General features: G+C 64.4%; 9 protein-coding genes. 5 read left to right on the forward strand and 4 right to left on the reverse strand.

What is annotated here, in order from left to right:
• Nucleotides 1-77: 77 nt before the first annotated feature.
• Nucleotides 78-515 carry a MarR family winged helix-turn-helix transcriptional regulator gene (locus H0274_RS07355; protein WP_226794262.1) on the forward strand — a complete coding sequence of 146 codons (438 nt, stop codon included), beginning with the start codon at nucleotides 78-80 and terminating at the stop codon, nucleotides 513-515.
• 27 nt (nucleotides 516-542) lie between these two features.
• Here the strand turns inward: H0274_RS07355 and H0274_RS07360 are convergent, their stop codons facing one another.
• Both H0274_RS07360 and H0274_RS07365 read right to left on the reverse strand, forming a co-directional pair.
• Nucleotides 543-989: an Lrp/AsnC family transcriptional regulator gene (locus H0274_RS07360; RefSeq protein WP_226794263.1), complete on the reverse strand. Its 447-nt coding sequence runs from the start codon at nucleotides 987-989 to the stop codon at nucleotides 543-545.
• Nucleotides 989-2,920, reverse strand: a complete 1,932-nt coding sequence (locus tag H0274_RS07365; protein WP_226794264.1) for an isoaspartyl peptidase/L-asparaginase — start codon at nucleotides 2,918-2,920, stop codon at nucleotides 989-991. Before H0274_RS07365 ends, H0274_RS07360 begins: the two co-directional genes overlap by 1 nt.
• 199 nt (nucleotides 2,921-3,119) lie before the next feature.
• On the opposite strand from H0274_RS07365, the gene H0274_RS07370 reads away from it, so the two are divergent.
• Nucleotides 3,120-5,915 (forward strand): TonB-dependent receptor plug domain-containing protein, encoded by a 2,796-nt coding sequence (locus H0274_RS07370; RefSeq protein ID WP_226794265.1) that lies wholly within the window; start codon nucleotides 3,120-3,122, stop codon nucleotides 5,913-5,915.
• Between the two features lie 9 nt (nucleotides 5,916-5,924).
• Here H0274_RS07370 and H0274_RS07375 read toward each other — a convergent pair whose 3' ends face one another.
• Nucleotides 5,925-6,911: a lysylphosphatidylglycerol synthase transmembrane domain-containing protein gene (locus tag H0274_RS07375; protein ID WP_226794266.1), complete on the reverse strand. Its 987-nt coding sequence runs from the start codon at nucleotides 6,909-6,911 to the stop codon at nucleotides 5,925-5,927.
• A gap of 2 nt (nucleotides 6,912-6,913) precedes the next feature.
• On the reverse strand, nucleotides 6,914-9,400 hold the full coding sequence (mgtA, locus tag H0274_RS07380; protein ID WP_226794267.1) for a magnesium-translocating P-type ATPase: 2,487 nt from the start codon (nucleotides 9,398-9,400) through the stop codon (nucleotides 6,914-6,916).
• 176 nt (nucleotides 9,401-9,576) lie between these two features.
• Here mgtA and H0274_RS07385 point away from each other — a divergent pair, with 176 nt between their 5' ends.
• From H0274_RS07385 to H0274_RS07395, 3 genes are read left to right on the forward strand one after another with little or no spacing between them, the layout of a single operon-like run.
• The gene (locus tag H0274_RS07385) at nucleotides 9,577-10,941 is read left to right on the forward strand and encodes an erythromycin esterase family protein (protein WP_226794268.1); all 1,365 of its coding nucleotides are present in this window, start codon (nucleotides 9,577-9,579) and stop codon (nucleotides 10,939-10,941) included.
• Complete coding sequence (locus H0274_RS07390; RefSeq protein ID WP_226794269.1) at nucleotides 10,923-11,624, forward strand: dienelactone hydrolase family protein; 702 nt, start codon at nucleotides 10,923-10,925, stop codon at nucleotides 11,622-11,624. The genes H0274_RS07385 and H0274_RS07390 overlap by 19 nt, the downstream gene beginning before the upstream one ends.
• Nucleotides 11,621-12,295 (forward strand): phosphoribosyltransferase, encoded by a 675-nt coding sequence (locus tag H0274_RS07395; protein ID WP_226794270.1) that lies wholly within the window; start codon nucleotides 11,621-11,623, stop codon nucleotides 12,293-12,295. The genes H0274_RS07390 and H0274_RS07395 overlap by 4 nt, the downstream gene beginning before the upstream one ends.
• Nucleotides 12,296-12,300 lie beyond the last annotated feature (5 nt).

The raw sequence follows: 12,300 nt of genomic DNA on the forward strand, positions 1-12,300 counted from the left end.
CGCCAAGAGTCGGAACTGCTTGCCAGATGCTCGCTATTGCAGCATATGGCAATACCATATATTGTGGGCCCTCAACAATGTCCGACCTTGAACATCTCGTAACCGCCTATGCGGACCTTTATCTGGAACTCATGCGGACAGTGGATCGCCGCATGGCGGAGCAAGGCGCATCCCTCTCGCGGACCAAGCTCTTGCTCTGCCTGCAGAAAAGAGGCGCACTCCGGGCAACCGACATCGCGGAATTCTTCAACCAGTCCCCCCGCACCGTGACCGAAGCGGTAGATGGGCTCGAGCGTGACGGGCTGGTCGAGCGCAAACCCGATCCGGAAGATCGACGCGCCAAATTCATCCATGTGACTCAGAAAGGCCACGAAGCGGCCGCCAAGACGGAGCCGCTGCGGCGCCAGCTGATCGATCAGACTTTCGGCACGCTGACCAAGGAAGAACAGGCCACCATGCTGCGGCTGCTCAACAAGGTGGCGAGCAATCTGACCAAGGCCGACCACGCGGGCTGACCCCCTTTCCCCGAGGCTCGGGCCCTCCTAACGCTCCAGCTTGGTTGCCAGAATTACGGACGTGGTGGTCCGCTCCACTCCTTCCAGCAGGCCGATCTCGTCGATCAGATCGTTGAGATGGGCGGTATCCTCCGCCTCTAGCAGAGCGATCACGTCATATTCGCCGCTGATGGCGAACACCGCCTGCACCATGGGGATTTCCACCAGCGCCTGCTCCACTTCCCGGTGGCAGCGCGGCAGGGTCTTTATCATCATATGCGCGCGCACCCGGCTGCCCGAGAAGGCGGGGCCGAGGCGCACTGTATAACCGGCCACCACGCCTTCATCCTCCAGCCGGGCGAGCCGCGAATAAAGCAGCCCGCGCGATATATCGAGATCCTTCGCCAGTTGCGCGATCGGCCGCCGCGCATCGACGCGCAGCAGGGCCAGCAGCCGCTCGTCCGTCTCGTCAAGGCGCGGAGGCGAACCAGCCATCAATCGGCAAAGCCTTCATCCGCATAAATCGCGGTCTGGGCCGGTTCGGCGGAAGAGGCCTTGCCGCGATACATGCCCAGATCGTTGATCGCGAAGGCCGCCGTGCCATCCGCGCCCATTGCGATCAACCCGCCATCGCCGCCGATTGCCCCCACGGCCATGATGGTGGATTGCGCTGCCTGGCTGATGCTCTCGGCATTCCATGCCACACGGTCGCACACCTGGCGGGCGGCGCTTTCGCGGATAAAATATTCGCCCGTGCCGGTGGCCGATACCGCGCATTGCCCATTCTTGGCATAGGTGCCGGCCCCGATGATCGGGGAATCGCCCACCCGGCCCCAGCGCTTGCCGGTGGTACCGCCAGTGGAAGTGGCCGCCGCGAGGTTACCCTCCAGATCCAGCGCCACGGCGCCCACCGTACCATACATATGGGTGGGATCGATCCCGGCCTGCTGCTTCTTGCGCCAAGCATCGAACTGCTGCCAGCGTTCCTCCGTGCGGAACCACGAGGGATCGACCTGTTCCAGCCCCTGTTCCTGCGAGAATTTGTCCGCACCGGCGCCCATCAGCATCACGTGGCGGCTCTTGTCCATCACCGCACGGGCCAATGCGATCGGGTGGCGCGTATGCGTGACCCCGGCCACGGCGCCCGCCTTCTGCGTCTTGCCGTCCATGATGGCGGCATCCAGCTCATTCTTGCCTTCCGCCGTGAACACCGCGCCGCGCCCGGCATTGAACAGGGGATCGTCTTCCAGAACCTGCACCGCAGCCTGCACCGCATCCAGCGCCGCGCCGCCCTGTTCGAGTACCTTGCTGCCCGCCGCCAGCGCCGCGTTGAGGCCCGCGCGATAGGCAGCGTCCTTTTCCGGCGTCAGGTCGCCGCGTTCCAGCACCCCTGCCCCGCCGTGGATGGCTAGAGACCACATCGGCACGATCCCGAACTTGCCCTTGCTGGCGAAATAATCGCGCACGAAAAGCGGATTGTCGACCTTACGTTCGGGGAGATGCAGCACCGATTTCGGTCCGATGCCCACTACGCGAATGCGCGGCGCCTCCAGCGGTCCCCCTGGGGTCAAACCTTTGAGCGAGGAACCGTCCACCAGCCAGGCGATACCCTGCGGATCGGTTGCATAGATGCGCGCCGAACCATCGGCGTCCAGCGCCAGGGCCGCACTTTCATCTACGCCCAGGCCGAACATCGGGGCCTTGTCCGCCCCTTCCCCGGCCTGCGCCTTGGCGAGGAAGGCGAAGAGGCGGCCCAGTCGGTCACGTTCCTTGAAATGGGTATCGGTCACAATCCGGTGCAGCGGCTGGAGATGGAGGAAATCCTCTTCCATCGTCACGGCCGGGCCAAAGGGATCGGCAAGCGCAGGCGGGCTGGTGATGCTGCCGCCATCCATCGCGCCGTAGAGTTTCTCTCCCAGCATGGCGAGGCCCGCACTGGTGCCCGCGATCGGCTTGCCCGCCGCGACATGCGCGTCCAGCAGTTTCGCGATTTCCGTGCCCTTCCAGAAGCGCACATAGTTGGACTGGTCCCCGCCCGCGATAAAGATACCGTCCGCCTTGCGGATAGTGTCCAGCACCTTGCGGTCGGTTGCGGCCTTGCGGCTGGAGAAAACGAAGGTCTGCGCCGAGGCCACACCGCCGATATCGGTATAGAATTCGTCGCCGATCTCGCCCGCATAGGATGCGCGCAGCACCACGATATGCCCACCTCCTGCCTTGGCCACAAACCAGCGCATCGCATCATTGTTGCGATCCCCGCCGCCCATCAGCAGCAGCCCGCCCGAAACCTTGCCCGGAGTCGGGGCAGCGGTGTTTCCCACCACGTAATATTGATAGCCGCGATCCTTCGCCGTGGCGGGAAATGCAGTGAGAACGGGGAAAAGCAGCGCCGCCACAACCAGCGCGATCAGCTTGCGCAACCGCATACAGCCTCCAGACCGGACACCCGAAATCCCGCAGGATGTGGGCAAAATGTTACAGGTTGATGCTCTCTATGCGCAATTTGAGGCTAAAGATCGACATATTGATTGAAATTTTCCGCACCGTCTGTTGAATCCCTCTGCCTGAGCGAAACGGAGGGGTCGCCCCGGGCACTGATTTACAGGGCAATATATGGGGTATTCGATGTCCGTTCCGCGCAAATTCTCCCTCAAGGCCGCGCTCTTCCTGGGCGGCTGCCTGACGCTGGCCGCCACGCCTGCCTGGGCCCAGGATGACGATGCCGCCAATAGCGGCGAGATTCTGGTCATCGGTTCGCGCATTCCGCGCTCCGTGCAGGAAGGCCCTGCACCCGTTAACACGATCACTGCCGACACCATCCGCGACAATGGCTATACCAGCGTGCCGGACATCCTGCGCGCCGTGACGCAGAATGGCGGCGAAACGCAGAGCCAGCAGAGCTTCAGCGGCGCCAGCTTCACGCCCGGCGCACAGCAGGTGGATTTGCGCGGCCTTGGCCCCAATCACACGCTGGTTCTGGTCAATGGCCGCCGCATCGCGGACTTTCCGCTGCCCTATCAGGGCCGCAGCAACTTCACCGACATTTCCAACCTGCCGGTCGGGCTGATCGACCAGGTGGAAGTGCTGAGCGGCAGCGCCTCGGCCATCTATGGTTCCGACGCCATCGCGGGCGTGATCAACTTCAAGATGAAGAAGGAAGTGGACGGCACGACGCTGGATTACCGCATCGGCCTGACCGAACATGGCGGCGGCGAATCCCATCGCGCCACCATCACCACCGGCTGGTCAAACGATCGCTTCCACATCATCGCGGGCGGCGAATATCTGCTCCAGCTTCCGCTCTGGGCCTATGACCGCTCGATTCAGGACAGCACGGCGGACAACCCGACCCTGTCCTATGACCTCTCCCGCCGGACCTTCCTGCGCTACGATCCGGAAAATGACGAATATGTCGATCCGGGCAAGGCGACCTGCGACAAGCTCTCGTCCCTCAATGGCGGTTCGACCTATTACGCCCAGCGCGCCCGCTATGGCGCCTATGACCCCGATCTCGACGATTACGGCCCCGGCTATTTCTGCGGCAGTTCCACGTCGATCGGTTATGGCACGATCATTTCCCGGCGCGAGGGCTTCAACGGCTTCGCTTCGATGGGCGTGGAATTCTCCGACAATGAGGAACTGTTCCTCGACGTGCAATATGGCGTCAGCAATGTTTCGCTGATGCCCGACGTGCTGAACTGGGCCTACCAGCCGAGTTCGGGCAGCAGCGACACCACTTTCTACAACGCCTTCGACGGCCGTCTGGATGACTGGTCCCGCCAGTTCACGCCCGAGGAATCGGGCGGATTCAGCAATGTCATGACCCGCAACCGGCAGGAAACCTTCTCTTTCACGCCGGGCATTCGCGGCCAGTTGGGCAAGAGCTGGAATTACGAGCTGTCGTTCAACCACAGCCAGTATCGCTCGCGCGTGAAGTTCCCGCAGATCATCGCCGCCAAGGCGAACGACCTGTTCCTGGGCGAGCAGCTGGGTGTCGATCCGGACACCGGTTATGCGATCTACGACGCCGATCCGGCGCGGCTCTACACCCCGCTGACCGAGGCTGAATATAATTCCATCGCGGTCTACAGCGTCTACAATCCCCGCAGCTGGACGGACAATCTGCAGGCCACCATCAGCAATGGTGAGCTGTTCGATCTGCCCGCTGGCCCTGTGGGCTTTGCCGCCGTCGCCGAATATGGCGGCCAGGGCTACGAGCTGAATCCCGATCCGCTGGCGCTGACCGATTATTATTATGGCCTGAAGGACAGCGACGGTTACGGCACCCGCACTCACTGGGCCGTGGGCGGCGAGCTTCGCGTTCCGGTGACCAGCTTCATCGAGCTGTCCGGCGCGGGCCGCTACGATTCCTTCAGCTTTGCCGACAATACGATCGACAAGTTCACCTATAATGCCGGGCTGGAAGTGCGGCCCATGTCCTCGCTGCTGCTGCGTGCCGCCTACGGCACCGGCTTCCGCGCGCCAGACCTGCATTATGTCTTCACCGGCCCCGGCAACACTCATCCGGCGGCGACCGACTATTATCTGTGCCGCACCGAAGAACCGGACGAGGATCTGGGCGATTGCAGCTATGCCGATGAAGGCATCGTGGCCCAGCGCAACGGCAACAAGAGCCTGAAGCCGGAGAAGAGCCGTTCGTTCAACGCGGGCCTCGTCTTCGCGCCCTCGCGCAATTTCGATGTGTCGGTCGATTACTTCTGGGTTTCGCTGGCCGATCAGGTGCAGGATCTCAGCATCGATACGCTGCTGCGTGACGAGGCGGATTGCCGTATCGGACAGACCATGGGCGGCAGCGCGGTTGATATCAATTCGCCCACCTGCCAGGACGCCATTGCCCGCGTGCAGCGCTTTGCCGGCGGCGTGAACCAGGGCCGTCTGGATGCGGTCGCGGTCAATCCTGTGAACATCGCCCGCGAGAAGACTGACGGCATCGACATCACCGTCCGGGGCAGCCTGCCGACCAGCTTCGGCACCTTCGGCCTCACCCTGTCGCACACCCATGTGTTCAACCACACCTTCCAGCAATATCCGGGCGATACGCCGATCGACAAGCTGGCCTATGACAGCGGCTATTACATGCCGCGTGACAAGAGCACGGCCAGCGTGAACTGGACGCTGGACCGCTTCAAGGCCACCGTGGAAGGCAAGCGGCTGGGCAAGATCCCGAACTATGACGAGGACGCCTATATCCCGGCGAGCTTCCTCTATAACGCCACGATCCAGTACGACATCACCGATCACCTGCGGGCATCGCTCACGGTGAAGAACCTGCTCGACAGCAATCCGGTGAAAGACCCCACCTATGCCAGCTATCCCTATTACGACATCAGCTGGTTCGACAGCGTGGGCCGCAGCGCCTTCCTGCAGGTGACCTACAAGATCGGCGGCGCCGGCCTCTAAGGCTGGTCCTTACCCCGCATTCCCCCCGTCCGCCCGCTTCGCGCGGTGCGGGCGGGTGATGCGGTGCATCTGGATGAAGCCCGGGGCCAGTGGCAGCCACAGGGTCAGGAAACGCAGCAGCAGAGTGGCGGAAAGCGCCGCCTCGATCGGCACACCCAGCAAATGCAGCGTGCTGGTGCTGGTCGCCTCGAACGTCCCCAGCCCCAGCGGGATCGGCCCCAGCGTGACCACGATTGAGGCGAGCGAGAAGGCGATCAGGGCGGTGGATATGCCCGTTTCCACACCCAGCCCCCTGAGGCAGGTATAGAGCGTTAATATATCGGCCAGGAAGACCAGCGCGTTGAAGCCGGTGACGCGCAGCAGCAGCGCCCGGTCCCCCACCAGCGCACCGGGCGCCTCCGCCATGGTCTGCAGCAATTGGGCGATGGGGCGGATATGCTCCACAACAGGGGGCAGCGGCTTGCTGCCCCGGCGGCGGAGCCATAGTGCCAGAGCGGGAATGGCCAGCGCCACCAGGATGAAAGTCGTAACCAGTCCCGCCATCAGCGCAGTCGCCTGCCCGTGCAGCCACAGCAGGAACAGGCAGGCCAGCGCCAGCAGCAGATAGGCCGCGTAAAAGGCGCGGATCGAGATCAGCAGCACCGCCATGGAAGTGCCCCGCGTTGCCCCGGCGGCAGTCAGCTGATCGACCAGCAGCACATTGCCGCCCATCCCCGCCATGGGCAAAGCCTGATCGGCGAACAGCTTGGAAAAGGCGATGCGGATCAGCAGTTTCAGGGCAGGCGCGCGCCCATCGCCCAGGCGCAGCACTTCGCGCCATCCTAGTGCGAGGCTGACATAGGTGGAGAGCTGGAGCAGCACCGCCGCCAGCAGCCAGCCAGGCCGGGACTGGCGCAGCAGGCGCACGTAATTCTCAAGCTCCCCCATGCGCAGCACGATGCCGAGCAGCGCGGCAACTACCACGATGCCCACCACCCAACGCCGCCAGCCTGTCATGCTCAATCGGCCTGTAAATGGTGGCGGCGCTTGGCCACTTCGGTGACCAGCGCATAGAGCAGCACCAGTCCCAGCATCGCAGTAATCTGCATCGGCGGCAGCGGCACGAAGGCGAACAGGGCCGCAATCGGCCCGCTGTAGGGCAAGGCCAGCGCCAGCGCGGCCACGAAGACGCTGCTCCACAGCAGCAGCCGCGCGGGCGTGCTTTGCCAGAACGGCCGCTTGGTGCGCAAAACGAAGAGCGCCATCAGTTCGGTCAGCAGCGAGACTACGAACCAACTGGTGCGGAAATCCGCCTCATCCGTGTGGAACACCAGCCGCAGCAAGGCGAAGGTCGCCAGATCGAACAGGGTGCTGATCAGCCCGAACAGGATCATGAAATTGCGGATGCGGCGAATGTCCCACCTCTGGGCGGAGGCCAGCCTTTCCTTGTCCACCGCATCCCCGGCAATGGCTATGGCGGGAAGATCGGACAGGAAATTGTTGAGCAATATCTGCACCGGCAGCATCGGCAGAAAAGGCAGCAGCACAGTGGCCAGCGCCATGCTGATCATATTGCCGAAATTGGCGCTGGTGGTGATCGCGATATATTTCAGCGTGTTGGCAAAGGTTCTTCGCCCATCTTCCACGCCGCGCCGGATGGCGTTGAGGTCTGGCCGCAGTAGCACAATATCCGCGCTTTCCCGCGCCACATCGACCGCGCTGTCCACCGATATGCCGACATCCGCCGCGCGCAAGGCTGGTGCATCGTTGATCCCGTCGCCCATATAGCCAACCGCATGGTTGGCCTTCTGGAAGGCGCGCACGATGCGTTCCTTCTGCTGGGGTTCTACTTCGGCGAACACCGATATTCCGCCGATCCGCGCAGCCAGCGCATCGTCATCCAGCGCGGCGATCTGCTCGCCCGTCACCACCTCGCCTTCAGGAAATCCGATAACGCGGGCCATATGGCCGCTGACATAGCGATTGTCCCCGCTGACAATTCGCACCGCGATCCCCCGGCGAAGCAGCGCGGCCACCGTGCGTTGGATGCCGCGCTTGGGCGGATCGTAGAACAGCAGGAAACCTTCAAGACAGGCGGAACCTTCCTGCCCGGTGGAGAGCGCCAGCGTGCGGAAGCCCTCCTCCGCCTTGGCACGCAGGAACGTCTCAACCTTCTGGCGTGCAGCGGCATCGAGCGGCAGGGCCGCCCCGCCCGAGCGGATCGAGGTGCAGCCTTCCAGCACTTCCTTGACCGCCCCCTTGCAGATCCATTCCGCGCTTCCCCCGTCGATCCGCGCCTTTGCGCTGAAGCGCCTGCGCGTGAAATCATAGGGGATCTCCTCGATCTTCTCGAAGCCCGAAAGATCCACGCTGGCGGCGGAGGCCGCGCTCAGGATCGCTTCGTCCAGCGCGCTGGCCATGGAGGTCTGCAAGCGGGCATTGGCCGCCGCCAGCCGCAGCACTTCGCCCGATTGTTCCCCTTCCGGGCCGACTGCCGCGCTCAGCGCGATGGCGCCCTTGGTGAGTGTGCCGGTCTTGTCCGTGCACAGCACATCCATTCCGCCCAGATTCTCGATCGCTTCCAGCCGCCGCACCAGCACGCCATGGCTGGTCATCCGCCGCGCGCCCGCTGCCAGCGTGACGCTGACGATGGCAGGCAGGAGCTGCGGCGAAATCGCCACCGCTAGCGCCACGGCGAACAGCAGGGAGGTTACCAGATCCCGCCCCAGAAACAGACTGCCGGCCAGCACCAGACTGACCACCACTACCATCACCCGCATCAACATCGCCCCGAAACCGGCAAGGCCGCGCGCGAATTCGGTCTTCTCCTCTGCCGCTTCCAGAGTGTGTTCGATGGCGCCAAACTGGGTTTGCCGCCCGGTCTTCACCACCAGCATCCGCGCCGTGCCGCTGCGGATGGACGTGCCCTGAAACAGCGCCCCCAGCCTCTCGGAAACCGGCGCCTCCGCAGCGGAACTGCCGGGCGATTTCTCCACGGGGAAAGCTTCCCCGGTCAGCACCGCCTCATCCACCAGCAAGGCATCGCTCTGCAGGATCGCGCCATCCCCGGGGACAAGATCCCCCGCCTTGAGCAGCGCCACGTCGCCCGGCACCACATCGTCGAGCGGCACGGAAACTTCCGCTCCGCCGCGCAGCACCCGCACCTGCCGGACCAACCGCGAACGCAGCTCCGCAATGGCGCGGGATGCCCCATATTCCTGCGTGAAGCCCAGCACCCCGCTGCCCGCGACGATGGCCAGGATAATCACCGCATCCACCCATTCGCGCAGCACCAGCGAGAGCAGCGCCCCCACGATCAGGATCATGACCAGCGGCGTGGCAAACTGGCTGACGAACAGCCGCAGGGCCGGATGGCGCGGGCCGGTGGCTGCGTGATGCTCCACCCGGCGCTGCGCCTCTGCGGGGGTCAGCCCGCCGGGCCTGCTGCCAAGTCGGGCGGCCAGACCGGCTGCCTCACACGCCCACCATTCATCTCCGTTCGGCATCGTGGAAGAACTCCGCCGGCGACGCGGGCGCGCCGTCAGCCCTGCAATAACCTCTATTCGCAGGGCAAAACAGCCTGAGTGCACTTCCCTGCGCCTTGACGCAGGTCAATGTGGCCGTTGCAGCTACAATGCAGTATCATAAGCCAAGAACTTCCCACCGACGGGAGTCTATTGGTATGGCCGTTCATTCGCCGCTCCAAATACCAGCGGAAGATTTGTCCGCCGTTCTGCGCGCCCATGGCGAGGTGCTACCTTCGCCCGATACGCCAGAATTCAGCGCTGCATTTGATCGGTTTGGCGATGCCCGTATCGTTCTGCTGGGCGAAGGCACCCACGGCACGCATGAATTCTATGCCGCCCGCGCACAGATCACGCGCCGCCTGATAGAACGGCACGGCTTCAATATCGTGGCGGTGGAAGGCGACTGGCCCGATGTCGCCCGGATCGACGATTATGTTCGCCATGGTGCGCCCCGCCCCATGAACGGGGAACCCTTCACCCGCTTTCCCACCTGGATGTGGCGCAATCAGGAAGTGCTGGCCTTTGCGGACTGGCTGCGCAGCCACAATCGGGCCCTGCCCGAAAACAATCGCGCCGCCATGCGCGGGCTGGATGTCTACAGCCTGCGGGAATCGATCCATGCCGTGATCGCCTATCTGGAAGAACATGCGCCCGAGGAAGCGAGCGAGGCCCGCCGTCGCTATGGCTGTCTAACCCCCTGGCAGGACGAGCCGCAGCATTATGGGCGCGCCGTGCGTTATGAAGGGCTGGCAAAATGCGAGGATGCCATGGTGGCGCAGCTTCGTCACCTGCTTGCCCGGCGGATGGAACTGATTGCCGATCACGGGACTGGCGAAGGCAGGAGAGACGGCGAAGCCTATTTCGATGCCGAGCAGAATGCCCGCATCGTGCGCGCGGCGGAACTCTATTACCGGGCCATGTATCGCGGAGCGGCGGAAAGCTGGAACCTGCGGGACCGGCACATGTTCGACACGCTGCAATCGCTGATGGCGCATCACGGGCAAGCGCGCGCCGTGGTGTGGGCCCACAATTCCCATGTCGGCAATGCCTCTGCCACTTCGATGGGATGGCAGGGCGAATTCAACATCGGAGAGCTGGTGCGCAATACCTATGGGGATCAGGCCGTGCTGATCGGTTTCGGCACGGATCGCGGCACGGTGGCGGCGGCCTCCGACTGGGGAGCGGAAATGCAGGTGATGCAGGTGCGCCCGGCGCGGGACGATAGCTGGGAAGGCGCGTTTCGCGGCGCAGGCCTTGCCCGCAGCCTTACCGACTGGCGGTTCACGCGCACCGGAGGCGGCAAGGGCACTGAACTGTCCTCCGCCCTTTCCCAGACCTTGCTCGAACGGGCGATCGGCGTGATCTATCGCCCGCAAAGCGAGCTTGCGAGCCATTATTTCGAGGCGGTTCTGGCCGACCAGTTCGATGCCTATGTCTGGTTCGAACAGAGCCGCGCGGTCACTCCTCTGGGGCGTGAGCGGCCCCATGGCGCCCCCGAGACATGGCCCTTCGGCCTATGAGCGCGGCGGGCACGACCGGGGCAGGCTCCATGCGCACCCTGCCCTCCGATTGCCGCGAAGTGGCGGTGGGGGAGATCGGCCTGGCCGCCATTCTGTGCATACCAGCCAATGCGCGCGGCATTGTGATCTTCGCCCATGGCAGCGGCAGCGGAAGGCTGAGCCCACGCAACAATTATGTAGCCGCCCAATTGCGCCGGGGCGGCTTTGCCACGCTCCTGCTGGACCTGCTCTCCCCGGCGGAAGAGCAGGACCGGCGCAATGTGTTCGACATCGCGCTCCTCGCCTCGCGCCTCAGGCTGGCAGTGGACTGGTGTGCAAGCGAGCCCGCCACGGCCCGCTTGCGCCTAGCCTATTTCGGCGCGAGTACCGGGGGCGGGGCCGCCATCCGCGCGGCGGCGGGCGATCCCCGCATCGCCGCCATCGTCTCGCGCGGAGGGCGGCCCGACCTTGCCGGAGAGCGGGCACTGGCCAGCCTCACGGCCCCCACCCTGCTGATCGTGGGCAGCCTTGACGGGATCGTCATCGATCTCAATCAGGCCGCGCATGACGCCATGCATTGCGAGCGCCAGCTGGTGCTGGTGCCCGGCGCGGGTCATCTGTTCGAAGAACCGGGCACACTGGATCAGGTGGTGGCCCTAGCGCTGGACTGGTTCACCCGCCATCTGCCGGAAGAGAACGCATGAGGCCCGGCCCGGATTATTTCGTCAACAGGCGAGAGGCCGGGCAGATGCTGGCCGATGCGATAGAGCCGCTGGGCCTTGCCGATCCGGTGGTGCTGGCCCTGCCGCGCGGCGGCGTGCCGCTCGCCTTCGAGATCGCACGGCGGCTGAAGGCCCCGCTCGACATCTTGCTGGTGCGCAAGATCGGCGCGCCGGGGCATGAGGAATATGGCATCGGTGCGCTGGTGGACGGTGCATCCCCCCAGATCGTGATCGACGAACGTGCTGCAAGCCTCACCGGGGCGGACGCCACCTATATCGAGCGGGAGACCGCCCGCCAGCTTGCCGAGATAGAGCGTCGCCGCGCCGCCTATCGCACGGGCGATCCCATCCCGCTGGCCGCGCGCAACATCGTGCTGGTGGATGACGGGATCGCCACCGGCGGCACAGTGAAGGCGGCGCTGAAGGCACTGGCGAAGACGGGCGCGGCCTCGGTCACGCTCGCCGTCCCGGTCGCGCCGCGTTCGGCGCTGTGGCAGCTGGAGCCGCTCTGCGCGAAGATCGTCTGCCTCGCCATGCCGGAGCCATTTTACGCCGTGGGCGCTCATTATGGAGACTTCACCCAGACGGACGATGCCGAGGTTGTCGAGCTGCTTGCAAAGGCGCGCGACTGGCGGGCCGACGGGCGTGCCTGAGCAGG

The sequence above is a fragment of the Fulverythrobacter ferritrahens genome, assembly GCF_020539485.1.
GTDB classification, from domain to species: Bacteria; Pseudomonadota; Alphaproteobacteria; order Sphingomonadales; family Sphingomonadaceae; genus Andeanibacterium; species Andeanibacterium ferritrahens.

Bases quoted from the DNA above. Each gene is read 5' to 3' on its own strand.
- H0274_RS07375 (WP_226794266.1), bottom strand. From the start codon at position 6,911: ATGACAGGCTGGCGGCGTTGGGTGGTGGGCATCGTGGTAGTTGCCGCG.
- H0274_RS07385 (WP_226794268.1), top strand. From the start codon at position 9,577: ATGGCCGTTCATTCGCCGCTCCAAATACCAGCGGAAGATTTGTCCGCC.
- H0274_RS07395 (WP_226794270.1), top strand. From the start codon at position 11,621: ATGAGGCCCGGCCCGGATTATTTCGTCAACAGGCGAGAGGCCGGGCAG.
- H0274_RS07355 (WP_226794262.1), top strand. From the start codon at position 78: ATGTCCGACCTTGAACATCTCGTAACCGCCTATGCGGACCTTTATCTG.
- H0274_RS07390 (WP_226794269.1), top strand. From the start codon at position 10,923: ATGGCCCTTCGGCCTATGAGCGCGGCGGGCACGACCGGGGCAGGCTCC.
- mgtA (WP_226794267.1), bottom strand. From the start codon at position 9,400: ATGCCGAACGGAGATGAATGGTGGGCGTGTGAGGCAGCCGGTCTGGCC.
- H0274_RS07370 (WP_226794265.1), top strand. From the start codon at position 3,120: ATGTCCGTTCCGCGCAAATTCTCCCTCAAGGCCGCGCTCTTCCTGGGC.
- H0274_RS07365 (WP_226794264.1), bottom strand. From the start codon at position 2,920: ATGCGGTTGCGCAAGCTGATCGCGCTGGTTGTGGCGGCGCTGCTTTTC.
- H0274_RS07360 (WP_226794263.1), bottom strand. From the start codon at position 989: ATGGCTGGTTCGCCTCCGCGCCTTGACGAGACGGACGAGCGGCTGCTG.